We start from the raw sequence: 25,084 nt of genomic DNA, 5'->3' as shown, positions 1-25,084 counted from the left end.
ACGGATTATTACACTGTTTTAGGAGAGCTGTCCCCGGATTTTCCGGGATCCGGCAGTAAAGGAGACCGTTTCGGCGCATGATTTCTTACGTGCTAAAAAAAATAGTCGGCTCGCAGAACGAGAGGGAAGTAAAAAAGCTCGGCACCCTCGCCGAGCGGGTAAATGCCCTTGAGGAAACCCTGATCGAGGTCCCGACCCAGGAGCTCCGCGCCAAAACCGCGCAGTTCCGGGAACTGATCCACTCCCGCCTCGGCCCGAACGGAAACCTTGCTGACGAGAAATATTTCGCGGAGATGGAGCGGGTCCTCGAGGAGATTCTGCCCGAGGCTTTTGCCGCCGTCAGGGAAGCGTCGAGGAGGACAATAGCCATGAGGCACTTCGACGTCCAGATGGTAGGGGGGATAGTTCTTCACAAGGGAAGAATAGCCGAGATGAGAACAGGGGAAGGAAAGACCCTTGTAGCAGTCCTCCCGCTCTATCTAAACGCCCTCACGGGACTCGGTTCCCACCTAGTCACGGTAAACGATTACCTCGCCGCGAGAGATGCCACCTGGATGTCGCCGATTTTCATGGTTTTGGACATGAAAGTCGGGGTTATAAATCACGACGCCTCCTACGTGCTTGTGTGGGAAGATCCGAAGCGGGCTGAAGAGGCTATGGAGAAGAGCCTGACCGCCTGGCCGAACGAGTACATCTCAAGCGACATTCTCCCGGAAAAAAATCTTGAGATCATTAATTCCTTTAAGACCTGCCTCGAGCCCTGCTCCAGGCAGGATTCCTACGGGGCGGATGTTACCTACGGCACGAACAACGAGTTCGGCTTCGACTACCTGCGCGACAACATGAAGTTTTCCCTTGAGGACTACGTTCAGCGCGACCACAATTTTGCCATAGTGGACGAGGTCGACAGCATTCTGATAGACGAGGCAAGGACCCCGCTCATAATTTCTGGACCTTCCGAAGACTCGACAGATCTTTACTACGATGTGGACAGGGTGGTAAAGAGACTCTCCGGGGAAAGCGATTTCACGGTGGACGAAAAGACAAGACAGGTGGATCTCAGCGAAGAGGGGGTCTCCAAGGTGGAGAAGGCGCTTGACATCCCGAACCTCTACGACCCCGTAAACCTCAAGGTTCTCCACCACGTGAACCAGTCTCTAAAGGCCAATACCCTTTTCAGCCGCGACGTTGACTACATGATGCAGGACGGAAAGGTGGTGATAGTCGATGAGTTCACGGGAAGGCTCATGCCCGGACGCAGGTGGAGCGACGGGCTTCATCAGGCGGTTGAGGCAAAGGAAGGGGTGGAAATCGAAAGCGAGAACCAGACTATGGCCACCATAACCATCCAGAACTATTTCAGGATGTACAGGAAGCTTGCCGGGATGACCGGTACCGCCGACACCGAGGCGTTTGAGTTCAAGCATATATACGATCTTGACGTCACGGTGATACCGACCCACAAGCCGCTTATAAGAAAGGATCACAACGATGTTGTCTACAAGACCGAACGCGAGAAGTTCAACGCCGCGTGCGCCGAGATAGGGGAGATGAATTCCGCCGGCCGGCCGGTGCTTGTCGGCACCTCCTCGATCGAGCAGTCGGAAAAACTGAGCGCCCACCTTGAAAAGATGAGTCTTCGCCACAACATACTGAACGCCAAGCAGCACGGGAAGGAGGCCGAAATCGTGGCCCAGGCAGGCAGGGTGGGAGCAATCACTATAGCGACCAACATGGCGGGGCGGGGGACGGACATACTGCTCGGAGGAAACCCGGAGTTTCTCGCGAGGGATATTCTGAGGAAAGAGTTTAGGATAGAGCCCGACGAGGCGGAGCCCAAGCAGTACGAGGAAGCGCTTTTCGAGGCCAAGTCGATCTGCGATTCGGAAAAGGAAAAGGTGAAGACACTGGGAGGTCTTCACATTCTCTCGGTCGAAAGACACGAGGCGAGAAGGATAGACAACCAGTTTCGGGGAAGATCGGGAAGACAGGGAGATGACGGCTCTTCAAGGTTCTACGTTTCCCTCGAGGACGACCTGATGCGCATTTTCGCCTCGGAGAGGATAACGGGGGTCATGGACAAACTCGGGTGGGAAGAAGGGGAGCCGATAGAGCACTCGATGATAAGCAAGTCGATTGAAAACGCGCAGAAAAAGGTCGAGGGAAGAAATTTCGACATACGGAAGCATCTTCTGAGGTACGACGACGTTCTGAACACCCAGAGAGATGTGGTCTACAGGCAGCGCCGCGAAATCCTCGAGGGTGGCGAGAGCCTGAGGGAAATGCTTTTTTCGTTTTCAGAAGATGTAGTGCGGGAAGTCGTAGGCAGCTATCTGGCGCAGCAGGACGACGACTCGGAGTCGGACTTCTCCGTACTTTCCGAGACTTTTGGAAGAATCTTCGGAACGGAGATTGTTATAGAGGCTCCTGGCAAGGCGGATGCGGATGCGATAACGGATGAAGTCGTTGAAAAGCTGATCGGAGCGTACCGGGAAAAAGAGGAGCAGATAGGTTCTGACAATCTTACCCAGGTCGAGCGTTACGTAATGCTTCAGCACATCGACTATCTCTGGAAGGATCATCTTCTTAACATGGACCACCTGAGGGAAGGAGTGGGGCTCAGAGGGTACGCGCAGAAAGACCCCCTCCGGGAGTACACAAGAGAGGGCTTCGACATGTTCACCCTCATGATGGACAAGTTCAAGATGGACGTCTGCTCGAATCTTTTCAGGATACGGCCGGCAAGCGAAGAGCAGATCGAGGAACTTGAGCGCAAGAGGGAGCTTGAGGAGAAGAAGATGGTGCTCGGGCGGGGAGAAGGCTCGGAGGAAAAAGCCAGGACCCCGGTCAGGAGAACGCAGAAAAAAGTCGGTCGAAACAGCCCGTGTCCCTGCGGCAGCGGGAAGAAGTACAAAAGATGCTGCGGTCGGTAATAATATTAGGATAAGGTGTTTTAATGGCTGGAAAAATCTACATTCGCAAGGGCAGAGCCCCTCTTTTCTCTCTTCCCTTCATAATGCTTTTCGTGGTCGTGGCCGTCTGCCTTTTCGCGTTTTTCGGCGTTCTGGCCCTAGTTGTGCTTGGAGTGCTAGGGGCTGGTGCTTCGGTGTTAAGGAAGCTGTTTCCAGGCAGGGGTAAAAAGGATGGCCCCCGCGTCGGCGGGCCCGAGGGAGACACTATTACCCTAGGCGATGACGATTACGAAATAAGGGACGTCGACTAGCTCCCCGCGAAGGGCGGCGGGAGCCGGCATCAGAGCGCTCCTTCTATTTCCCCCGCCAAACTCACGTCTTTTTCCGTGATTCCTCCCTCGCTGTGAGTGGAAAGCGTAATGGAAACTTTGTTCCAGCGGATCAGGATGTCTGGGTGATGGTCCGCCATCTCGGAGAGAAGCGCGACCTTGTTAACAAACCCCATGGAATCGACGAAGTTTCTGAGAACGAAGGTTTTTTCTATCTCTTCTCCCTTCCTCTGCCATCCGTCAAGACCTTCAAGCGCGGAAGAAATTTCTTTTTCGGTTAGAAGTGCCATATATTTTCTCATTATATATTAACCGTGGTGAGTATTCCATTGAATGAATCCGAAGTTTCGTCAAGCGCTGTTTTCATAGGCATTGGAGCCAACCTCGGCCCCGTGCGCGAGAATTTCACCCGCGCGCTAAGGAGTATAGAAAAGCGTGCGCGCGTGGTGGCGATGTCCTCCCTCTATGAATCGGATCCCGTGGGACCGCAGGATCAGCCGAAGTTCACAAACGCTGTCGCTAAGGTGGAAACGGAACTCTCCCCTTTTGAGCTTCTTGATTATCTCAAGACAATCGAAAGGGAGATCGGGAGAAAAAGAACGAAGAGGTGGGGCCCCAGGGTGATAGATCTTGACATAATCTTCTACGGGGATCTCGTAATAAGCACGGATTCCTTGGTAATTCCTCACCCGAGGGCGCACGAAAGAAGATTTGTCCTGGAACCTCTGCTCGAGATAGACCCGGCCGCCTGGCATCCCGCGAAGAAGATGGCGGTAAGGGATATATGTTCCGGGCTCGGGGATTCGCAGGCGATTTCCAAAACCGATGGCCCCGAGGTGTTTCTCTGACCCCGGTTTGGGGCTACTCGCCCAGCACGAATATCTCCGCCGCCTCAAGCGTGTTCCAAAGAAGCATGGTTATGGTCATCGGACCCACCCCCCCGGGAACGGGGGTTATGTAAGAGGCCTTTTCCTTTACGTCCTCAAAGTCAATGTCGCCGACGATCTTTCCGCTCTCGCTCCTGTTGATTCCGACATCGATTAGTACGGCTCCGTCCTTTATCATCTCTTTCTTTATGAACTGCGGATCCCCTATTGCGACTATGAGTATGTCCGCCATGGTGGTTATAGACGAGAGGTTTCGAGTTTCGATATGGGCTATGGTGACGGTGGCGTCCCTGTTGAGCATCAAGGCCGCTGCGGGTTTTCCAACTATGTTGCTTTTTCCCACGACCACTACGTGCTTGCCCAATATCTCTACGCCGTAGTAATCGAGAATTTTTTCTATTCCGTACGGGGTGCAGGAGATGGCGCTAGGGTTTTCCTGGAACAGTTTTCCGATGTTCTCGGGATGAAACCCGTCGACATCTTTGTCAGGAGACACCGTTCTTATCACTTTTGCCGGGTTCATATGGACCGGAAGGGGAAGCTGTACCAGTATGCCGTGAATTTTTTCATCCGAGTTGAGGCGCTCGATCAGCGAAAGAAGCTCCTGTTCTGTGGTTTTCTCTGGAAGATTGTATTCTTCTGAAAGCATTCCACATCTTCCGCACGCCCTTCTCTTGTTCCTCACGTATATTTCGGACGCGGGATCGTCGCCGACCAGAATGGAAGCAAGACCGGGCACTACTCCCGTGCGGTCTTTAAGTTCTTGGGTCCTTCGGATGATCCATTCTTTAATGTCTTGAGAGACCTTTTTGCCATCCATGATTTTAGACATGTTCAGTTCCCTTTTTTTCGAAAGATGGCTGGTTGGAAAACTATTAGTATAATCGACTCCGGCGGGTTAATCCACATTGGACCGGATTTATCTAGACAGTTTAGACAAGGTTGCTCAACTATGTACTTAGGCGGCGATAGAAATGTATTAAATTTCATACATTTCTATTGACAAAAAAACAAACCTCTTTATGTTTATAGTGAAATGTTAGGAGATTTTATACGCGAACAACGGAAAAAGTGTCTTATTACACAAGAACATCTTGCTTCGAAACTCGGCTTATCTCGTGCCACTTACGTGCAGATTGAACTTGGGAAGCGTGAGCTTAAGGTAAGCGAGGCGATAAAGCTTGCGGAATTTTTTGACATGCCTATTGAGGATTTTCTTAATGAAAGGGAACAAACGTCTCCTATGATTGAAATTGAAAAACCCAAGAAGAAAAAACCGGCTGAAAAATCCAATATCCGCATCAGCATTCCTCAGGAAAAAATGGAGAAGTTCAAACAGGTTCTTTTGTATATTCTTGCCAAAATAGGCGCCCGGCCAAATATGGGCCAGACGGTGCTCTATAAGATTCTCTATTTTATCGACTTTGATTACTACGAAAAATACGAGGAGCAGTTAATCGGTGCAAAGTATATTAAAAACACTTATGGGCCCAGCCCCGTAATGTTCGCCAAAATCGTTGAGGAGCTTGAAAAAGAAGACAAGATCGAAAAAGTAAAAACCAAGTTTCACAACTACGACCAAGTGAAATATCTGGTCAATTCAAAAGAACTGGACATATCATCTCTTTCATCCAAGGAACTTGAGCATATAAATTGGGAAATACGCAGATTGGAAAATATGACTGCTGCGCAAATAAGCGAATTGTCCCATCTTGATACTCCTTGGGTCGTGGCCGAAGACAGGGAGGAACTAAAGTATGAGCATGTGTTTTACCGTCCCCAGTTAACCTCCGTCAGAGAATATGAAGAACTTTAATTCCCTGCCTGAATTCAGGAGGGAATTAAGAAAACTCTCTCGAAAATACGGCACCCTTAACGACGATCTGGAAATATTCAAAGAAGTTCTCTCAAGTTCTCCAACCGGTTTTGGAAAGAATTTTACCGTTATCCATTCCACCGAAGTTATCAAAATAGTAAAAGCGCGCATGGCGTGTCGCTCGCTTCGCGACAGGTCTCTTCGGGTTATTTACGCGTATCTTGAACGAGAAGAGAAAGTTGAATTCATTGAGATTTATTACAAGGGAAATAAAGAAAACGAGGATCGGACCAGGATTAAGGAATACTTAAAATCAGTTGCTGGGTCTGGTTAAACGTAATCTGTTGATTTTTGGAGCTGGCAATTATCGGGTCGACTGCTCGCCGAAGCGTTATCAATAACCCAGAACGCTGTAGTCGCCGTTCACGATCAGGCGAATGGAGACGTAGAGTCCCAGCAACGCGAAAAGCACCCATGGAGAATTCATCCCCCAGATGTAGATGTACATATCCCCTCGGCTGATCCGGGTTTGCCGATTGGCCGAGAAAAAACTGACCCAATAAACTGAAGTTATGTACGTCAACTGCCAGAACAGCATCACTCCGACGATGCCCGCGACGGGGGCGGACAGAATATCGAAGGTGAAGGCGACGTAGAGAATCAGCGTCGGGAGCGGGCTCGCGAAGCCGTTGGCAATATCCACGGTGTAACCGTATGTGCGTCGGTCTGCGTAGGAACCGTCGAACTGGGAATAGGTTGCCCAGACATCCGCCCATACCGTCGGCGACAACACTCTCGTCAACGGAACTTTTGTGGTAAGGAATTCGGTGGCCGGTTTTCGGCCCGTTTCCCGCCAGCGCTTGCGCCAATATTCGGTGCGCAGCTCGATATAGTCGCGTTTGAGGAACAGGCATACTTCCCAATAGCAGATCACCAGATTAATCGAAAGGAACAGAATCAACAGGGCATGAATAACGTTGAAATCTCCGTGGATCCAGTAACGCGCGCCAATGCCTGCCAATGTCAGGGTCGCGATAATCAGCACTGTGAACAGCACTGCCGAAATTGCCAGCCGGGTCTGGGGTGCTCCGGGTTCGGAGTGTGCTCGGTCGGTTCGGTTTTCGGGCATTTGTTCTGATCCTCGGAAAAAGCCTGGCGTTACGCCTCGCTACATTGTACTCTTCGGAGCGTCTCACGTTCCGGACAAACTTGCCGTGCTCCAGACGGATACTTTCGATAGGGGAATTATATACAATAGTCAAGAAAAAACCTGACTTCCCTGCTGAAATTGTTCATCGGCAAGAGGCGCGAAAGCTGTAGCGGTGCGCAGCAGGCAAAATCGGTCAGCCTTGTGGTTCAGGTCTTTCCGAGGTGATTAAGAGGCCCATGGCCTTTTCCTATTTCCAAGGAATTCTTTATTGCCTCCGTGATAAAGGACTTCGAATTTTCCAAGGAAGCCGAAAGAGACATTCCTTTTGCCAGAAAAGCGCATACTGCCGCTGAAAAAGTGCAGCCGGTCCCGTGGGTGTTTTTCGTTTCGATTCTCTCGCTAACCAGCTCTTTAAAACTCTCCCCATCGAAAAAAAGGTCCACCGCCGGGTGGTCTTTCGCGAGATGTCCGCCTTTTACAAGAACCGTCTTCGCTCCGAGCGAGTGAATCTTCTCAGCTGCGGTCTTCATGTCGCTTATGTCGCTTATGCTCACGGAGCTCAGTATCTCGGCCTCGGGTATGTTTGGGGTAACTATAAGCGCTCTTGGGAGAATCTTCTCCTTCAGAAGTTCCGTTGAGTCCCTTAAAAGAGCGGTTCCGCCTTTTGAACGCATCACAGGGTCTACAACAAGTTTTTCGATTCCGTACTGATCTATTTTTTCAGCTACTGTCTCGACGATTTTTTCGTTGGAAAGCATCCCTAGTTTCGCCGCGTCGCAGCCTATATCGCTCATCACGGCGTCGAACTGCAACCCCACGAACTGTTCGGGAAGATCATGTATCGCGCTTACTTCAACAGTGTTCTGTGCGGTAACGGAGGTGAGCACGGAAAGTCCGTATACTCCCAGTGCGGTAAAGGTTTTAAGGTCCGCCTGGATTCCCGCCCCTCCGCTTGAATCGGACCCGGCTACGGTCAGTGCTCTTGGGATTTTTTCCGGCACGTAAGGATTCTACAAATTCGGCCGTTGTTTTACAAACCCGGACGCGGACTTTGCCTCAATGTGATTTTGCGGGAATTGAAAACTGTTTTCAGTTGTATATAATTTCCCTTCACGCTAAACGATCGTTTAAGGAGAGAGTGTCATGAGCGAAGATATTTTCAGACAGGATTTGTTTTCAACCGACGATGAGGGCAGAATTAGGCTGATCGCGGGTTACTGCAAGGAATCCGACAACTGGACCTTTCCAAAGTACCTTGCGGACCCCGTGAGTTTTACAGACGACGTGGAGGAGAAGTTTCTAAGCCCCACGGGCGTTCTGCATTCCTTTACGGTCGTGAGAAGAAGCATGCCGGAATTCAAGGTGCCCTATGTTCTCGCTCTTGTTGATTTTCCGGAAGGGGTAAGGGTCATGGCACAGGTTGAAACAGAAGACCCCGATTCTCTTGAATTCGGCGAGGAGATGGCCGTTACGATCGGTGTGATAAAGACGGCGCCCGACGGAACGGATGTAAGATCCTACAAGTTCATTCCCGCAAGAGAGTGTTCCTGATCAGCTAATTTCACTGATCGTTTCTTTAAGCGTCCTCTCCACGGTTTCCCTTATTTCCGCGAGCCTGGATTCGGTCTGCGCTTCGAACCGGAGCACAAGGGCTGGCTGGGTGTTGGACGCCCGCAGAAGCCCCCAGCCGTCCGGGTACTCGACCCTGACCCCGTCTATATCGATCACTTCGTTTTGCTCCCCGAGCTTTCTCTTTACCGCTTCGGTAACCTGAAACTTGATTTCATCCGGACAGTCGATTCTTATTTCAGGAGTCGCGAAAGTCTCTGGAAGTCCTGAGAGCAATTCAGATGCTTTTTTGCCCGTTTTCGAGAGAATTTCGAGAAAACGAAGTCCCGCGTATAGCGCGTCGTCGTATCCGAAAAATCTGTGTTTAAAGAAGATGTGGCCGCTCATTTCCCCTCCGAGTTCCGCACCCTCCTTTTTCATCTTGTCCTTGATAACGGAATGACCCGTTTTCCACATGATGGGGTTTCCGCCAACTTCCCGTATCTTGGCAAAAAGATTCCCCGAACATTTAACGTCCCCTATTATGGTCGCTCCCGGATTCGTTTCGAGAAGATCAAGCGAATAGACAAGAAGCAGCATGTCGCCGCTCATGGAGCTTCCCCGCTCATCGACGATACCTATCCTGTCCGCGTCCCCGTCAAATGCCAAACCCACGTCAAGACCGGCTTCCACAATTTTTTTCTTTATGTCGGAGAGATTCTCCTCGACCGTGGGATCCGGATGGTGGTTCGGAAAATCCCCGTCGGGATCCATGTAAAGCTCGTGGGTCTCACAGCCAAATCTTCTGAGTATCTCCGGGCAGGCAACCCCCGCGGTTCCATTGCCGCCGTCGGCAGCGACCTTTATCCCCGGGTCTATGTGGAGATTCCGCTCGAAAAACTCGAGGTAGCGTTCAATTATATCGGTCTCTCTTTTTTTCCCTTTTCCCGCTCTGAATTTTCCTTTTTCGACCGATTTTCTTATTCTTTGTATGCCTTCGCCGAAAAGGGAGTCCTGGCCAACGCACATTTTAAGCCCGTTGTATTCGGAGGGGTTGTGACTCGCGGTTACCATCACCCCGCCGTCGACGCCCGAGGTGAAGGTGGAAAAATAAACCATGGGAGTCGTCACCATTCCTATGTCGACTACCCCCACGCCGGTTGAGGTTATTCCTTCGCAAAGCGCGTCACGAAATGCCGGGGAAGATTTCCTGCAGTCGTATCCCACGGAAACCTCCGCTCCGCCGCCATCGGCTACCATGGTTCCGTAGGCTTTTCCGATCCTCTCGACGACTTCCTCTGTGATGCTCTCCCCCGCTATGCCCCTTATGTCGTACTCTCTGAATATCGCTTTATCGGGAATCAACTTTCACTTGCTCCTTTATTTTCAAGCCCTTAATTATAATGTCCCCGGGAATTTATGGAAGCCTCCTTTCTTGACTTTAGTTTTTCGGGTCTTATCATTTCCTCTCATGATTTCTCCCTCCTACGAGCAGTTTCTCGAACACCTCGAACACGGGAATCTTATACCCGTGTGGGAGGAGGTTCTGGTCGATTATGACACCCCGGTTTCGGTTTTCAGGAAGATAGAATCGCCCGAGTACTCCTTTCTTCTCGAAAGCGTCGAAGGAGGAGACAAGTGGGCGCGCTACAGTTTTATGGGCACGGAACCCTCGGTGGTGTTCCGCTCCAAGGGCCGAAGCATCGAGATAATGCGTGCGGACGGGGAAACCGAAGCGTTAACGGGCGATCCGATTCTGGCGCTAAGGGATCTGCTTTCGTGCTACAGGCCGGTTTCCTGCGAGGAACTTCCGAGGTTTCACGGTGGAGCGGTCGGTTATTTCGGTTACGACATGGTGAGGTTCATCGAAGATATTCCCGACACTTCTCCCGATGAGCTTGACCTGTGGGATTCCATTTACATGATCATGGACACCGTTTTGGCCTTCGATAACGTCACCAGCAAGATAAAGATCATTTCAAACGCCTATGTTCCCGACGCAGAAAACGCAAAAGAGGAATACGAAAAATCCCTGGCGAAAATAGCCGAGCTTAGAGGAAAGCTTAGAAGTTCACTGGACGAGACGTTTACAAACGGTATTTCCGAAGGTGCTTCCGAGGAAGAATTCGAACTTGAGTCCAATTTCGAGCCCGAGCAGTTCAAAGAAGCGGTCCTGAAAACCAAGGAATACATAAAATCGGGAGACATAATACAGGCGGTCATATCGCAAAGGTGGAAAACGGACCTTAGAGTTGATCCTTTTGATCTTTACAGGGCCCTTAGGATGCTAAATCCGTCTCCGTACATGTTTTTCCTGAGGATGGGAGATGAAATGCTCACCGGATCTTCTCCCGAGGTGATGGTTAGGGTCGAGGGAGAAAGAATAGCGAGCCGGCCTATAGCCGGGACCAGGCCCAGGGGAAAAACCGTTTCCGAGGACGATGACCTTGCGGCCGAACTCGTTGCGGATCCTAAGGAAAGAGCGGAGCATATAATGCTTGTTGACTTGGCGAGAAATGATCTGGGAAGGGTCTCCGACACGGGCTCGGTCAAAGTTGAAGAGTTCATGGTTGTGGAGAGATATTCCCACGTGATGCATATAGTTTCCAACGTGACCGCGTTGCTTGCCGACGGGGCGGATGCCTTTGACGTAATAAAGGCGACTTTCCCGGCGGGCACCCTTTCCGGGGCGCCCAAGGTAAGGGCTATGGAAATAATTGAGGAGGCCGAGCCGGCAACGAGAGGGGCCTACGGAGGCTGCGTCTGTTACTTCAGTTTCTCGGGCAATATGGACAGCTGCATAACAATAAGAACATTTGTGATAAAAGACGGTAAAGTCTACATACAGGCGGGAGCCGGCATAGTAGCCGATTCGAATCCCGAGACCGAGTACCAGGAAACGGTTAACAAGGTAAAGGCCTTGGTTAAATCCGTTGAGCTTGCGAAGGACGGAATCTGATGACCGAGAGCGAAAGGAAAATGATTTTGATGATCGATAATTACGATTCCTTTACCTATAACTTGGTTCATTACCTCGGGGAGCTCGGCCAGCGGATCGAGGTGAAGAGAAACGATAGTCTTGATTTTGATTTCGTGGACGGCCTCGACCCCGACATGATTGTAATCTCTCCGGGTCCCTGTACGCCCAAGGAGGCGGGGCTTTCGGTCGACATAATAAAAAGGTACGTCGGGAAAAAACCCATTCTCGGCGTCTGCCTGGGACACCAGGCGGTTGGCTACGCCCACGGGGCGAACATAGTGCGGGCTGAAAGACTTCTGCACGGAAAAACCTCCCCGATTCTCCATGACGGAAAAACTATTTTCAAAGACCTTCCTAATCCTTTTGAAGCCACTAGATATCATTCGCTTCTTGTTGAAGAGGAATCTCTTCCCCCTGAGTTCGAGATTTCCGCTTGGACCGAGGAAGGTGAGATCATGGGAATAAGGCACAGGGAATTCCCCGTTGAGGGCGTTCAGTTCCATCCCGAGTCCATCCTTACAGAGTGTGGAAAGGATCTTCTAAGAAACTTTATTGACTACTATGGGTAAAGCCGATACGGCTTTCCCGTTTCTTCCTCATAACTCCGTATCCTGGGAAATAACCAAGTTCTGAATCTTTCATCCCGTTTTGCAAACCGCAGAGGAACCGTTTCTTTTTTCCTGTTTGAGAAACCCTTTCGACTTATTAACATATTTAGAGCATAGGACCGCATTTTGACCGGCTTTTCACCCAAATGCGGCCCTGAACCGAAAAAGCGGTTTACGGTCTGTTTTTACTTGCCCACATTTCAGTGTGAGCGCAAAGTCCCGAAGGAGTAAGCTATGTCTGAGTTGGTTAAACAAAGAGAAGTTTTAAGAGAGCAGGATTCGAGTCCGTTTCGCAGGAGGTCAGATGAGTCTTCTGGTTGAAGCTTTCATTTTCCTGCTGGCGACGATTGTCGTTGTTCCTGTCTGCCGTAAGTTCGGATTGAGCAGCGTGCTTGGCTACCTGCTTGTCGGATTGTTGATCGGTCCAAGCGTGTTCGGGCTTGTGGGCAATGCAACGGAAGTTCTGCACTTCGCTGAGTTCGGAATCGTTTTGTTGATGTTTCTCATCGGTCTCGAACTTCGTCCGCATCGTCTCTGGACCATGCGGAGATTTCTCTTCGGGCTGGGTATAACCCAGATCCTTATCACTTCAGTCGTCATTGCGGTGCTCTGCTTCATGTTGCTGGGGATGGGAACGCCTGCGTCAATGCTGATCGGGTTCTCCCTTGCTCTTTCAAGCACGGCATTTGTCGTGCAGTGGCTCGGGGAGCACAAGGAATTTAACAGGCCCCATGGACGTGCGGCTTTCGGCACGCTGCTTATGCAGGATGTTGCCGTTATCCCTGCAATAGCCTTAATAGGCATCTTGTCTTCTAAGCCCGGGGATTCGGTGTCGTTGAACTTGCTGCTTCTTATCGCTGTTGTGGCTGGATTCGTGATTGCTCGGTTTACGCTTCGCCCCGCCCTGCGTTTTGTTGCCTCCACGGGAGTCCATGAACTTTTCACGGCCGCCGCGCTTACGCTCGTGACAGGCGCTGCCTTAGCGATGCACAGCATCGGTTTTTCAATGGGGCTCGGGGCTTTCGTAGCGGGCGTTATGGTTGCCGATTCTGAGTATCGCCACCAGCTTGAAGCGGACGTAATGCCCTTTAAGGGGTTGCTTGTGGGTCTTTTCTTCATTGCGGTCGGCATGTCGGCCAACCTGGGTTTATTGATCAGCAAGCCGCTTTTAATCGTCGGACTGACTGCGGTTCTCATGGTCGTAAAATCGCTCGTTATATACCCGCTTGCCAGATTGCAGGGTCTTAAGCACGATGAAGCGGTACGGACGGGACTTGTGCTTTCCCAGAGCGGGGAGTTTGCCTTTATTCTGTTTACCATAGGCGTTTCGGCGCAGCTTGTAGATCAATTCATTGTCGATATTGCCGTTTTGGTGGTAACGCTGTCAATGGCAGCAACACCTTTTCTCGTTGCGCTCGGTTCCCGGTTCGGTGCCGAAAAGGACAGTGCACCTGTGCCGTTAGAGGAAACTCATGGATCGCAAAATTCCGTTATCATCGTAGGTTTTGGTCCGTTCGGCCAGACTGTAGCCCGAATACTGACCATACTTGAAATTCCGTTTACGGTAATTGAACTCGATCCCAAGAGGGTTGATTTCGTTCGTCAGTTTGCAAGCGAAACATACTATGGCAACGCATCAAGCCTGCGGGTTCTGCTGTCCGCTCATATTGACCGGGCTCCTGCGATTATCGTGGCGATTGACGATGTCGAATCGTCTCTGAAAATAGTCAGCCAAGTATCTAACTCTTTTCCGAACCTTAAAATCATGGCACGTGCTAGGAATCGTTTTCACGAAATAAAGCTCCGCGAGCTTGGAGTGACTTCCGTGATTCGCGAGACTCTACTTTCAAGCCTTGCTCTTTCAACCCAGCTGCTTGAGCATCTGGGATTAACCCCGCCCGATGCGGCGAGGATAATTCAGGCATTTCGAGAACACGATGCCCAAGCTCTGGATAATCAGATGGCGGTTTATCACGATAAGGCCGGGTTTCCCGAAGATGTGTTTGATACGACACAGGAACTAAAGGAATTGTTCAAGGAAGATAAAAAAACCAGTCTCCGCGTCGAAAATAAAACTTGATAAGTTTTTTTGCGAATCCGGCCATACTAGCCAATTCAAGTTGTGCAAAATTAAGCGGAAGTCCTTTGAACAGCGTTTTTTGTCAGTTTAAAGAAAACGCACAATAACCCGGTAGGCCGTAAGCGTGTGGATATCAAGTTCCGGTCAATTGTTTTTCAGGTAAACTAGGACGCTCAGAATAGACAATGGTTAAGAACCGTCAAAAGTTCCCATTTTTATCCTGAAACTAAAATACGCAAGAGGGAAAAAATGAAACTGCCTTTGCGTCCGAGAGACGAAAAATACATAGGGAAAGGGACTCTTCCAAACGGCCCCTTAGACGATACCGACAAATGGCTTCCAATAACCAGATACCTTGAGGCGGGGGCTGAGTCATATCCGGAAAAAACGATGTTCAGCCTCGGGGATTCGGACGGCAAAGTAGCAGAAAGCTACAGCTACGGCGAGACCAACTCTTGGGCGAACAAGGTGGCAAATGGTCTTGTCGATGAGTTTGGCATAGAAAAAGGGGACAAGGTCGGCATGTATATGCTCAACTGTTCCGAATACGTTATATCGATCATCGCCGCGCACAAATCGGGCGCCGTCCAGGTTCCGATAAACAAGGATGAAAAAGGCGATAGGCTGGCTTACGTAATAAACTACTCCGAGATGCGTGTGCTCGTGGTTGACACCCAGAGCCTTCCCTACATAAGTGAGATAGCGGATAAGCTTGAGAACCTTGAGGCGATTTTTCTTGTCTCGGAGGATGCTCCGGCAGATATCGGGGGCATCAGGACACTTCCTTTTTCCACTTTTGACCAATACTCATCCGAAAACCCGGGAGTTGACGTGACAATCGCCGATAAGGAAAGGTGCATGTTCACTTCCGGCACCACAGGGATGCCCAAGGGGGTTATCCGCGATCACGGGGGAGTGATCATGACGGTCCGCTCCTTCATACAGCAGCAGGGACTCAGAAGCGAGGACGTTTTAATGACGATCCTTTCCCTGGGACACGCGAACGCCCAGGTGATGTGCCTTTTTGTTTCAGTAGCTGTTGGTGGTTCTGCTGTTTTCTTCCCGAGATTCTCCGCTTCCAATTTCTGGAAATGGGCAGCCGGATGCGGGGCGACCGGGGCGAACATGCTCGGGGCGGTGCCCGAGTACATATGGGCTTCGCCGCTGTCTGAATGGGATTCAAAGCATGGGATAAGGATGATGCTTTCAGGCCCCGCGCCGAAAAAGCTTCGCGAGTTCGAGGAAAGGTTCAACACGAAGATAGTGGAGGGCTACGGCTCGACCGAGATGGGAATGCCGCTCTGGAAAGACCCCGAGGACGAGAAACCCGGTTCCTGCGGATTTCCTGTCGAGGGATACCACCTTGAAATAAGAGACCCGCAAAACACAGACGAAATCATAGACAAACTCTGGGATGTGGATGAGAATCCCGCTCCCGCCGAGGAGGAAAAAGGGCTTCTTTTCATAAAGCCCCTAGTTCCGCACACTACCCTCGATGAATATTTCAAGGATGAAAAGAGAACGAGAAACGCCTTTGACGACCAAGGTTTTTTCAATTCGGATGACCTGTTCGCCGCAGGGACCGACGGCAGATATTACTTCATGGGTCGCTACAGCAGGATACGGGTGTCGGGAGAGAACGTGGATCCGGTAGCTGTGGCCGATGTCTCGGAGGAACATCCTTCCGTTCGGGAAGCCGTGGCCGTAGGACTGAGACTGCCCGACATATCGGATGACGAGATCAAGCTTAACCTGATACTCAAGGAAGGTGCGGACTTCGATCCCGTGGAGTTCTGCGAGTGGATGGCCGAGAAAGTTATGGTGGCCATGGTTCCAAGGTTCATCGAAATCTACGAGGAGTTTCCGCTCACCTCAACGCAGAAGATCGCGGTTTCAGAACTTAAGAATATATCCGATTCCACCTGGGACAGGCACGAAAGCGGGCTCAAGCTCAGATCAAGAAAGTGAGCCTGAGATAAAATACAGAAATGCCGCATAAAGGATAAGCAGAAGCGCCCCTTTCTTTTTTCCGATCCTGTTTCTGCTGCTGATCCGGGTTTTTCCGATTAATCCCACGAAAAGGACTGTAAGCAGGATAAGAAATGCGAATTCGGACGTGTTCCCGAACATATTTTGGTTTACGTCTACGGGGGGCCGGATGACTGCCACGAGACCCAGAAAGCCGAGGTTAAAGAAGTTGCTGCCTATTATGTTTCCCACCACTATGTTCTGTTCTTTTCTCCACGCTGCCACAAGCGAAGCGCCAAGTTCCGGAAGTGAGGTTCCGAGAGCAACCGCCGTTACGCCTATGAACAGTTCGCTTATTCCAAGCTCTGTCGCCATCCCTATTGCGCTTTTAACAAGAAAATGCGCGCTTCCCGACAGAAGCACGGAGCCTAGGACCACGTAGAAAAGAAGTTTCCACCCGCTGTCGCTTTGTTGGGCGGACAAAATCTCGTTTTTTTCTTCCCTTGATCTTCTGTAGGGAACAGACAAGAAGACGATGAGCAGAAAAAACAGCAGTACCCCCTCGCCTCTTCCGATGGAGAATCCCATGCGGCTGAGACCATAAGCGGCAAGAGTCATAAGCACTAGGAAACCAAGTGGAAGCTTCTGCTCATTCCATGCTTCCTTGCTTATCATTATGGGACTTATAAGGACTGTCAGGCCGAAAATAAGCCCGATGTTAGCGATATTGCTCCCGACCATGTTCCCGACCGCTATGTCGCTTGAGTTCATTACGATGGCTATGAGGGAAACCACGAATTCAGGAGCGGATGTTCCAAGTGCGACCACAATAAATCCTGCGAGAAAAGCACCCATGCCGGTCAGCTTCGCGATCCCCGATGCGCCTTTAACGAGGAAGTCGGCTCCTTTCCAGAGAACAAATAAACTTGCGACAAAAATCAGCAGATTCAAAATTTCCATATGATCAGAAGCGGAACTCAGTCCTTATATGGCAGGCCAGAGCTTTTTTCAGGAACCGGAAAGAACAAGGTTTGCAATGAAGCACCGATTAACCTATAATAGTCCGGGTGTTTTTTTATTTCCAACGTTATAAGACTTTCAGGAGGTTACAGTAAATGCAATTATTATTCAAACCGCGCGAAGCTTCTTATCTGGGGAGCGGAGACCTTCCCTTCGGCAGATTTGAGGACACTTCGCAGTGGGAACCTATAACTAGAAATCTCGAAAAAGGTGCCGAAGCGTTTCCAGAAAAGGCAATGTTCAAGGTCGGAGACCGGGATGGAAACATTGTCGAGAGCTACACTTACGCGGAAACCAACGCATGGGCCAACAGGGTGGCAAATGGTTTTTCCGAGGGGTTCGGCATAAAGAAAGGGGACAAAATAGGCATGTACATGCTTAACTGTTCTGAGCACGTGATATCGATTATCGCCATACACAAGTGTGGCGGAGTGCAGGTTCCGGTAAACAAGGACGAAAAGGGCGAAAGACTTGCCTACGTGATCAACTATTCGGACATGAGAGCCCTTGTTATTGACGAGGGGAGCATATCATTTATAGAAGAGATTGGCGACAGTCTCGAGCATCTTGAAGTGATTTTCGTAACGGTTGACAGCCCTCCTGAAGAAATCGGGGGCATAAAAGCACTACCTTTTTCAGAATTCGACAAATATGACGATACTAATCCCGGGGTGGATGTTACTACAGCCGACATGGAGAGATGCATGTTCACGTCCGGTACTACCGGGATGCCCAAGGGGGTTGCCAGGGATCACGGAGGAGTGATCATGACGGTTCGCTCTTATCTGCAGCAGCAGGGGGTAAGGAGCGATGACGTGCTTATGAGCATACTTTCCCTCGGCCACGCTAACGCTCAGGTAATGTGTCTTTTCAGTGCCATGGCGTCTGGTGCGACGGCCGTGTTTTTCCCGAGATTTTCCGCTTCTAATTTCTGGAAGTGGGCAGGCGGGTGCGGCGCTACTTGCATTAACATGCTGGGGGCGGTTGCCGAGTACCTCTGGGCGGCGCCCGAGAGCGAGTGGGATCAGAAGCACAACGTAAGGATAATGCTGGGTTCACCGGCTCCGAGAAACCTGAAGGAATTCCAGGAAAGGTTCGGGGTCAGGGTAATAGACGGATATGGTTCGACCGAGATGGGCATGGTTCTTTGGAAAGATCCCGAGGATCACCGTCCAGGGTCATCGGGTTTTCCCATGGAAGGATATTACGTTGAGCTCAGAGACCCCGAAGATATCGATGCCGTGGTAAGACCGTTCTGGGACTCTACCGACGATATTACTCCTCCCGACGAGGCCAAGGGGCTTCTTTTCGTAAAGCCGCTTGTTCCGCATACAACCCTGAATGAATATTTCAAGGACGAGAGAAGAACCAGAGAGGCGTTTGACGATGACGGCTTTTTCAATTCGGATGATCTCTTCGCCAGAGGTATTGACGGGAGATATTATTTTGTTGGAAGATTCAGCCGCATCAGGGTTTCGGGTGAAAACGTGGATCCGGTAGCCGTCGGAGACGAGGCTATGCTCTATCCCGCGATCCAGGAGGCCATAGCGGTCGGCATAAGGCTTCCGAACGTTTCGGATGACGAGGTCAAGCTCTGCGTGACGCTCAAGGCGGGTGAGGAATTCGATCCGGTCGAGTTCTCCAAGTGGATGGCCGAAAGGGTCATAGTGGCCATGGTTCCCAGGTTCATAGAGGTTTACGAGGAAGGGTTCCCTGTAACTGCGACCCAGAAAGTGAAAGTTGCCGAGATAAAGGAAATCACCGACAACACCTGGGACAGAAACGAAACGGGTCTTAAATTCAGCGCGAGAAAGTAGGTTCGCCGTTTGTCCGTGGCAGGGCAGTCAGATGAAAGCATTATGGCCCTGGCTATCAGGGAGGCCGAGAGGGCCGCTTCGGAGGGCGAGGTGCCGGTCGGTGCCGTTATCGTCGATGGGGAAGGAGCTGTAATATCGGCGGCCCACAACCTGAGGGAGTCCGCCTCGGACGCGACCGCTCACGCCGAGATTCTTGCCATAAGGCGCGCGTGCGAAGTTCTAGGAAGCTGGAGACTTCCAGATACCTCTATTTACGTTACTCTCGAGCCATGCGCCATGTGCATGGGAGCCATTGTTAACGCAAGAATAACCAAAGTTGTGTTCGGCGCTCCCGACCCAAAGGGTGGAGCGCTTGTAAGCAACTTCGGAATCGGCGCAGGAGGGGAACTCAATCACCAGGTGGAGTTCTCCGGGGGGGTGTGCGGTGAGCAATGCGCACAGATTCTAGAGGATTTTTTCAGGATGCTTCGGGATTCCTGAGCTCAGGCCTGGGGGCTTACGACAATTTTTTTCGAGTTGCCTTTGCTGGGGACAGTCTCGTACGTTATGTTTTCCTGCTTCTTAAGCTCGATGTAGGCCATTTTTCTTTCGTAAGAGGAGAGCCGCTCGATTGAGTGAGAGTTTCCGCTCTCTTTTACCTTCTGTACCGTCTCTGCGACTTTTTTCGGCACGTCAGTGTCCTTTTTCTTGCCATCATGGCCTCCGATGTTTATGGCCACCCGCTTGCTTTTTCCCTCGTCGCTGTTTTTCGAAGCTATCTTCCCGACTATGTACTCGAGGGACTTTATCACTTCCCCGTTTTTTCCTATGAGGAATTTCTTGTCTTTAACGGGCCATACTTCAAGTATTATCCTGTTCTCGGTCTCCTCGGCTTTTACGCTCTGCGGTGTTGAAAACAAGAAGCCCAGAACGGTTTCAAGAGTTTTTTTCGCCCAGAACGCCTTTTCGCCCAGTCCTCCCGTTTTTACCTCCACCCTGACTATGGCGTTCCTGCTGCCTATCCCCAGAACCCCCTTGGAGTCTTCCCTGATAACTTCGATTTCTACTTCGTCTTTTGAGACTCCGAGTTCTTCGCAGGCGTTTACTACGGCTTCGGAAATGGTTTTTCCTTCCTTTTCTATTACATTGGCCATCGTTATCCTCCTTCTTCCGGAACCTGTCGATTGATGTAAAGCTGCTGACCGACGGAAAGAATGTTGCTCACGGTCCAGTAAAGTATCAGACCGGAGGGCAGGCCCCAGAACATTACGGTAAAAATTATAGGCATAAACTGCATGAGTTTCATCTGCAGTTCCATCGTTTCGCTTCCCGGAGCAGTCATGGGGGTGAGCCTCTGAGAGAGAAACCACGAAACGCCCATCAAGAGGGGCAGTATCCGAAACGGTATCCCCAGTACGTCAAACAGATGTTCGGGCTGGGAGAGGTCATTTACCCAGAGAAACGAGCTGTGTCTTAAATCTATCGAATACAGAAGCGCAAAATAAAGAGCTATGAAAACGGGAAGCTGTATGAGCAGGGGCAGACATCCCCCGAGACTGCTGAGAGGGTTTATGTTGTTGCTCGTGTAAAGCTTCATCATCTCAGCCTGCTGCGTCGACTTGTCATCCTTGTATTTTTCTTTCAAGGCGTCGATTTCAGGTTTCAGCTTCTTCATCTTGTTCTGCACGGCTTTCATCGATTTCATGCTTTTCACGGTAAGGGGGAAGAATATCACCCTGAGAAGAACCGTAAGCACTATTATGGAGATCCCGAAGTTGCTGAAAAAGTCGTTGACGAACTTAAGAGCTATGACGGCAATCTTGGTAAGTACTCCCGCATAGCCGTAGTCAATGGACTTCTCGAGGTTGTAACCGGCTTCCCTGAGGTCCGGTTCATTTTTCGGACCGAAATACGATTTCCACCCGACCTTATAGCTTTTTCCCGCGGCGATTCTCTGCTGCGGGTAGGAAAAACCCGCTCCCGCCAGACCTTTTGCGTCGAGGGGTTGCAGGTAGAGCCCCTGGTCTCCTCCTATTTCGGGTAGAAATGCGCCGAGGAAATACTTGTCGCCAAAGCCGAACCAGTTTATCTCTCCGTTAAACATCTTGGTTTCCTTCAGAGGTTTTTTGGTCCGGTTGACATCGCCTGCGACCATGGAAATAAATTCGTACAGGCTGTTTGAACCGCTTTCATATACCGTGTTCTCCCAAGAAACGTAAACTTTCTGGTTTATCTGTCTCTGGGTTCCGTTAAGAATCTCGAGGTTTTCCTTGATGAAATATTTCCCGGGGTAAAAGGAGATGGTTTTTCGAACCGCGAGTCCGCCGGGCTTTTTCCAGACCAAATTGACGTTAAGTCCATCGGGACCCACGACCAGATTCGTGCTCCCATTGTAGGAAAATGGGATTAGCTCCGGCATTTTTTCGTTCTTGACTCTCAGTATTGTGTTAAACGACTTCTTCCCTTCGTTTATCACTTCCACCGGAACCGAGTCCGACTCAATCGTCTTTTTGTATTCGGCAAGATTCCAGCCGACCACCCTTCCTCCGAGAGTGTCTATCTCGGCTGTGTAAAGATCGGATTTGACTTTTATGATCTTGGAAGCGTAGGAAGATCTTATCGGCTCGAATTCCGTAGGGAGTTCCTGCATGGAACCCGTTTCTTCGGATGTTTTCCCCGGGGCGGCGGACGCCGATGCGGGTTGATCTATTTTTGCCGGCTGTTTTTCCTTCGGGGCTTCTGCGAAAAATGCCGAGTAACCGACGATTACCAGTACCGACAGTACAAGGAATAAAATATAGTTTTTCTTGAGGTCGCTGTTCATATGCTGTTTCTTCGGGCTTTATCCGGGATGTGGGACGCTATAGTGATTTCCGCGAAACACTTGTGAAACCGCTCCCTTTTTCTGTGCGTGGTTTTAGCATGTAGCAGGAGATCAAATGGCAAAAACTCATTAAAGCAATGATACATGATAAGTTCAAATAGGAATAGACCGTTTTTTGTCTATGCGCCTTCCCGCCTATCGCTTTTTTTTCCTCACGGGATCATATCCCCCCGCACTTAGCGGATGACAGCGCAGTATTCTCCTAAGGGTCATCCATATTCCCCTGAGAGCTCCGTGTTCCCTTAGTGCTTCAATCGAATACGCAGAGCAGCTGGGGTAAAACCTGCAGGTCGAGGGAAACAGGGGAGAGATCGCCCTCTGGTAGAGTCTTACCAGGAAAACAAAGAATCTGACTGTGAAATTTCCTTTCATTTGATACGGCCTGCGAGTTTTTTTATTTCCGAGTAAAGATCCGAGAACTTCCTGTCCGACACATCGTTTTTTACTACGAACACAATATCGTTTGAGGAAAAGACAGGCTTGTTTTTCCTGAAAACCTCCCTCAGCACCCTTTTCATCCTGTTTCTTCTGACGGAACTTGCCGATGTCTTTTTGCCCACGGACACTCCGAGGCGGGGGAAGCCCAGGGAATTAGGTTTTACGTAGAGTATGAAGTTTTTCGAGTGGGTTTTAGTGCCTTCTGCGAGTATGTTGCGAAAGTCGCGGGATGTCTTTATCTTGAATTTTGCGGGGAACGAATTATCGGACTCAATCGCTACTTTTTCCATCTCCCAACCGTTAGAACATACCTTCCCTTGGCGGTTCTTCTCCTCAGTATGCTCCTTCCTCCCCTAGTGCTGAGCCTCGCGCGGAAGCCGTGCGTTCTCAGTCTCTTTTTTACGTGCGGTTGATAAGTCCTTTTCATAGTGGGGGGTCAGAATAACACGTAAGGATTTGAAGGTCAAGAGAAAAGCAGGGGGGTCAGAATCCGTGACATCAGCGCGAGGCCCGGGTCCAAATTGACAACAAACAAGTTCTTATAAATAATTGATAGCTATCAAATTCAAATCGATTTTCGAGATTCTTCGTCCATTATGATCCTTGAAGGTGTAAAACTTATGGTCATCGGTATGGCCATAGTATATGTTTTTCTGCTTGTTTTGATGCTGAGCGTAATGCTGTCGGCGAAGCTGTTTAAAGACAGCGACGCCCGCGAGCCTTCGGATTCCGCAGCACCCCAAAAGTCCCGAAGGGACGTCATTCCGATTATAGCCGCGGCGGTTGCGGCCTACAGGGCGAAGCATGCCGACGACGGCTAGATCTTGAAAATCCCAAGGTTTTGTCATGAAGAAAATTTTATTTCAGGATACATCTTTTCGCGACGGATTTCAGTCCGTTTTCGGCGCGAGAGTACTTACGGAAGACTTTATCCCGGCGGTTGAAGCCGCGAGGGAAGCCGGAATAACCCACTTCGAGGCGGGCGGGGGAGCTAGGTTCCAGAGCCTGTTTCTTTACTGCGGAGAGTCTGCTTTTGACATGATGGACCGCTTCCGCGAGGCGGCTGGGCCGGATGCCAACCTGCAGACGCTTGCAAGGGGAATTAACGTGGTCGCGCTGTCCCAGCAGCCCAAGGACATGATAGATCTTCATGCTAGGATGTTCAAGAAGCACGGCATAACGCACATAAGAAACTTCGACGCCTTAAACGACGTAAGAAACCTCGAGTACTCAGGCCAGTGCATAAAAAACGCGGGCTTGCATCACCAGGCCGTGGTGACGCTCATGGAGCTTCCCCCGGGCTGCGAGGGAGCCCACGACGTTGATTTCTATATAGATAGGCTGAGAAAAATACTCGATTCGGGACTTCCATACGATTCCATATGCTTCAAGGACGCTTCGGGAACCTCGAATCCCCAAAAGATTTACGAGACGCTTAAGGCCGCGAGAAAGCTGGTCGGAGAAGACACCATTCTCTGGGTGCACACCCATGAGACGGCTGCTCAGGGAGTCAATCAGTACATGGCCGCCATAAACGGCGGGTGCGACGGAATCTGCGTCGCGAGAGCCCCGGTTTCCGGGGGAACGTCACAGCCCGATCTGATATCAATGTGGAACGCCCTTAAGGGAACGGAATACACCTTGGATGTGGACATAAATAAGGTTCTCGAGGCTAATTCCGTGTTCAAGGAATGCATGTCGGGCTATTATTTCCCGCCCGAGGCCCTTCGGGTCTCCTCGGAGGTTCTTCTCTCTCCGATGCCCGGCGGGGCGCTTACCGCGAACACCATGATGATGAGGGACACGGGCACCCTCGATCTCTACCCGAAGGTTATAGAGGCGATGAGCGAATGCGTCGCAAAGGGAGGATTCGGAACCTCGGTCACACCGGTTTCCCAGTTCTATTTCCAGCAGGCTTATGCTAATGTCACTCAGGGACCGTGGAAGAAAATCACAGACGGCTACGGGAACATGGTCCTCGGCTACTTCGGACGCACGCCCGTCGAGCCCGATCCCGAAGTGGTGGCCATAGCGGAAGAGCAGATGGGCAAGCCCCGCTTTGAAGGCGACCCGCTTGATATACTCGACCCCGGAATTCCGAAGGCGACCGAAATTCTTGAAAAAGAAGGCCTTGAGGTCACAGAAGAAAACATATTCATAGTCGGGGCGCTTCAGACCCAGGGCGGAAACAAGGGTCTTGATTTCCTCAAGGGGAACTTCAGCGTCAACGTCAGAAGGGAAACACCTGAAGATAAGTCTCCGCCAAAACGCGGTCTTACCACAAGCGTGGCGTCTAAGGTGTCCGGTACCGGAGAGAACTTCGTAATTACTGTTGACGGGAGAAGCTATAACGTAACAGTGAAGGAGGGGTCTTCGGAGGTCGCTTCAGTAACCGAAGCGCCTGTTGCGACGACATCCTCCGTTAAGGAAGAGGATTCTCCCGATGTTGTGGCTGTTACGGCGAGCGTGCCGGGCAACATATACAGGGTGTTAGTCGGGGAGGGGGACAAGGTAAAGGAAAATCAAACGCTGATCATGCTTGAAGCCATGAAAATGGAAACTCCGGTTGCCTCTCCGTGCGACGGGGAAGTGGTGTCAATCGAGGTTGAACAGGGACAGGTCGTCGAAGCGGGTCAGCTCATCCTGACCATTCTTCCCTCTTGAGTTC

At 50.6% G+C, this 25,084-nt stretch carries 25 protein-coding genes; 14 read left to right on the top strand and 11 right to left on the bottom strand.

The genetic code is table 11. The features are described 5' to 3' along the window. Positions 1–77: 77 nt before the first annotated feature. Positions 78–2,933 (top strand): preprotein translocase subunit SecA, encoded by a 2,856-nt coding sequence (secA, locus tag F4X55_07215; protein ID MYC40777.1) that lies wholly within the window; start codon positions 78–80, stop codon positions 2,931–2,933. 23 nt (positions 2,934–2,956) lie between these two features. After that, positions 2,957–3,223: a hypothetical protein gene (locus F4X55_07210; GenBank protein MYC40776.1), complete on the top strand. Its 267-nt coding sequence runs from the start codon at positions 2,957–2,959 to the stop codon at positions 3,221–3,223. 29 nt (positions 3,224–3,252) lie between these two features. Here F4X55_07210 and F4X55_07205 read toward each other — a convergent pair whose 3' ends face one another. Then, on the bottom strand, positions 3,253–3,531 hold the full coding sequence (locus F4X55_07205) for a 4a-hydroxytetrahydrobiopterin dehydratase (protein MYC40775.1): 279 nt from the start codon (positions 3,529–3,531) through the stop codon (positions 3,253–3,255). Between F4X55_07205 and folK the strand changes: the two genes are divergently transcribed. Next, on the top strand, positions 3,532–4,089 hold the full coding sequence (gene folK, locus F4X55_07200) for a 2-amino-4-hydroxy-6-hydroxymethyldihydropteridine diphosphokinase (protein MYC40774.1): 558 nt from the start codon (positions 3,532–3,534) through the stop codon (positions 4,087–4,089). It begins immediately after the preceding gene. 13 nt (positions 4,090–4,102) lie between these two features. Here folK and folD read toward each other — a convergent pair whose 3' ends face one another. Further along, complete coding sequence (gene folD / locus F4X55_07195; protein ID MYC40773.1) at positions 4,103–4,960, bottom strand: bifunctional methylenetetrahydrofolate dehydrogenase/methenyltetrahydrofolate cyclohydrolase FolD; 858 nt, start codon at positions 4,958–4,960, stop codon at positions 4,103–4,105. 204 nt (positions 4,961–5,164) lie between these two features. On the opposite strand from folD, the gene F4X55_07190 reads away from it, so the two are divergent. Further along, entirely contained in the window at positions 5,165–5,944 is a 780-nt protein-coding gene (locus F4X55_07190) for a DUF4065 domain-containing protein (GenBank protein MYC40772.1), read from the top strand. Then, complete coding sequence (locus F4X55_07185) at positions 5,931–6,278, top strand: hypothetical protein (GenBank protein MYC40771.1); 348 nt, start codon at positions 5,931–5,933, stop codon at positions 6,276–6,278. The genes F4X55_07190 and F4X55_07185 overlap by 14 nt, the downstream gene beginning before the upstream one ends. A 60-nt stretch (positions 6,279–6,338) precedes the next feature. Here the strand turns inward: F4X55_07185 and F4X55_07180 are convergent, their stop codons facing one another. Together F4X55_07180 and thiD are read right to left on the bottom strand one after the other, a co-directional pair. Beyond that, positions 6,339–7,073: a hypothetical protein gene (locus tag F4X55_07180; GenBank protein MYC40770.1), complete on the bottom strand. Its 735-nt coding sequence runs from the start codon at positions 7,071–7,073 to the stop codon at positions 6,339–6,341. A gap of 227 nt (positions 7,074–7,300) precedes the next feature. Next, positions 7,301–8,083: a bifunctional hydroxymethylpyrimidine kinase/phosphomethylpyrimidine kinase gene (thiD, locus tag F4X55_07175; GenBank protein ID MYC40769.1), complete on the bottom strand. Its 783-nt coding sequence runs from the start codon at positions 8,081–8,083 to the stop codon at positions 7,301–7,303. Between the two features lie 154 nt (positions 8,084–8,237). On the opposite strand from thiD, the gene F4X55_07170 reads away from it, so the two are divergent. Further along, positions 8,238–8,645, top strand: a complete 408-nt coding sequence (locus F4X55_07170; protein ID MYC40768.1) for a hypothetical protein — start codon at positions 8,238–8,240, stop codon at positions 8,643–8,645. On the opposite strand, the gene F4X55_07165 is transcribed toward F4X55_07170, so the two are convergent. Beyond that, positions 8,646–10,004: a phosphomannomutase/phosphoglucomutase gene (locus F4X55_07165; GenBank protein ID MYC40767.1), complete on the bottom strand. Its 1,359-nt coding sequence runs from the start codon at positions 10,002–10,004 to the stop codon at positions 8,646–8,648. Positions 10,005–10,113: 109 nt separating this feature from the next. Between F4X55_07165 and trpE the strand changes: the two genes are divergently transcribed. From trpE to F4X55_07145, 4 genes are all read left to right on the top strand, one after another. Next, on the top strand, positions 10,114–11,601 hold the full coding sequence (trpE, locus tag F4X55_07160) for an anthranilate synthase component I (GenBank protein ID MYC40766.1): 1,488 nt from the start codon (positions 10,114–10,116) through the stop codon (positions 11,599–11,601). Between the two features lie 20 nt (positions 11,602–11,621). Then, positions 11,622–12,191 carry an aminodeoxychorismate/anthranilate synthase component II gene (locus F4X55_07155; protein ID MYC40765.1) on the top strand — a complete coding sequence of 190 codons (570 nt, stop codon included), beginning with the start codon at positions 11,622–11,624 and terminating at the stop codon, positions 12,189–12,191. 343 nt (positions 12,192–12,534) lie between these two features. Next, a complete protein-coding gene (locus tag F4X55_07150) occupies positions 12,535–14,310 on the top strand; it encodes a glutathione-regulated potassium-efflux system protein KefB (GenBank protein MYC40764.1) in 1,776 nt (591 codons plus the stop codon). A 249-nt stretch (positions 14,311–14,559) separates the two neighbouring features. Then, on the top strand, positions 14,560–16,278 hold the full coding sequence (locus F4X55_07145; GenBank protein ID MYC40763.1) for an ATP-dependent acyl-CoA ligase: 1,719 nt from the start codon (positions 14,560–14,562) through the stop codon (positions 16,276–16,278). Here F4X55_07145 and F4X55_07140 read toward each other — a convergent pair. Continuing rightward, positions 16,267–17,238, bottom strand: coding sequence for a sodium:calcium antiporter (locus F4X55_07140; protein ID MYC40762.1), 972 nt, complete (start codon positions 17,236–17,238; stop codon positions 16,267–16,269). The genes F4X55_07145 and F4X55_07140 overlap by 12 nt on opposite strands. A 155-nt stretch (positions 17,239–17,393) precedes the next feature. Between F4X55_07140 and F4X55_07135 the strand changes: the two genes are divergently transcribed. Both F4X55_07135 and F4X55_07130 read left to right on the top strand, forming a co-directional pair. Beyond that, positions 17,394–19,115, top strand: a complete 1,722-nt coding sequence (locus F4X55_07135) for an ATP-dependent acyl-CoA ligase (protein ID MYC40761.1) — start codon at positions 17,394–17,396, stop codon at positions 19,113–19,115. Between the two features lie 42 nt (positions 19,116–19,157). Beyond that, a complete protein-coding gene (locus F4X55_07130; GenBank protein MYC40760.1) occupies positions 19,158–19,595 on the top strand; it encodes a nucleoside deaminase in 438 nt (145 codons plus the stop codon). Between the two features lie 2 nt (positions 19,596–19,597). Here the strand turns inward: F4X55_07130 and F4X55_07125 are convergent, their stop codons facing one another. From F4X55_07125 to rpmH, 5 genes are all read right to left on the bottom strand, one after another. Continuing rightward, positions 19,598–20,248 (bottom strand): hypothetical protein, encoded by a 651-nt coding sequence (locus F4X55_07125; GenBank protein ID MYC40759.1) that lies wholly within the window; start codon positions 20,246–20,248, stop codon positions 19,598–19,600. A 2-nt stretch (positions 20,249–20,250) separates the two neighbouring features. Next, positions 20,251–21,918, bottom strand: coding sequence for a membrane protein insertase YidC (gene yidC, locus F4X55_07120; GenBank protein ID MYC40758.1), 1,668 nt, complete (start codon positions 21,916–21,918; stop codon positions 20,251–20,253). A gap of 195 nt (positions 21,919–22,113) precedes the next feature. After that, positions 22,114–22,350: a membrane protein insertion efficiency factor YidD gene (gene yidD / locus F4X55_07115; protein ID MYC40757.1), complete on the bottom strand. Its 237-nt coding sequence runs from the start codon at positions 22,348–22,350 to the stop codon at positions 22,114–22,116. After that, the gene (gene rnpA, locus F4X55_07110; GenBank protein MYC40756.1) at positions 22,347–22,706 is read right to left on the bottom strand and encodes a ribonuclease P protein component; all 360 of its coding nucleotides are present in this window, start codon (positions 22,704–22,706) and stop codon (positions 22,347–22,349) included. The genes yidD and rnpA overlap by 4 nt, the downstream gene beginning before the upstream one ends. Next, positions 22,694–22,843: a 50S ribosomal protein L34 gene (gene rpmH / locus F4X55_07105; GenBank protein MYC40755.1), complete on the bottom strand. Its 150-nt coding sequence runs from the start codon at positions 22,841–22,843 to the stop codon at positions 22,694–22,696. Before rpmH ends, rnpA begins: the two co-directional genes overlap by 13 nt. Positions 22,844–23,012: 169 nt before the next feature. On the opposite strand from rpmH, the gene F4X55_07100 reads away from it, so the two are divergent. Continuing rightward, positions 23,013–23,237 carry a hypothetical protein gene (locus F4X55_07100; GenBank protein MYC40754.1) on the top strand — a complete coding sequence of 75 codons (225 nt, stop codon included), beginning with the start codon at positions 23,013–23,015 and terminating at the stop codon, positions 23,235–23,237. A gap of 25 nt (positions 23,238–23,262) precedes the next feature. Beyond that, positions 23,263–25,080 carry a biotin/lipoyl-binding protein gene (locus F4X55_07095; GenBank protein MYC40753.1) on the top strand — a complete coding sequence of 606 codons (1,818 nt, stop codon included), beginning with the start codon at positions 23,263–23,265 and terminating at the stop codon, positions 25,078–25,080. Positions 25,081–25,084: the final 4 nt, after the last annotated feature.

It is taken from the genome of Candidatus Dadabacteria bacterium, assembly GCA_009840385.1.
GTDB classification, from domain to species: domain Bacteria; phylum Desulfobacterota_D; class UBA1144; order Nemesobacterales; family Nemesobacteraceae; genus Nemesobacter; species Nemesobacter australis.
The sequence above is the reverse complement of the archived record's forward strand: the minus strand, read 5'-3'. Positions and strand labels throughout refer to the sequence as shown.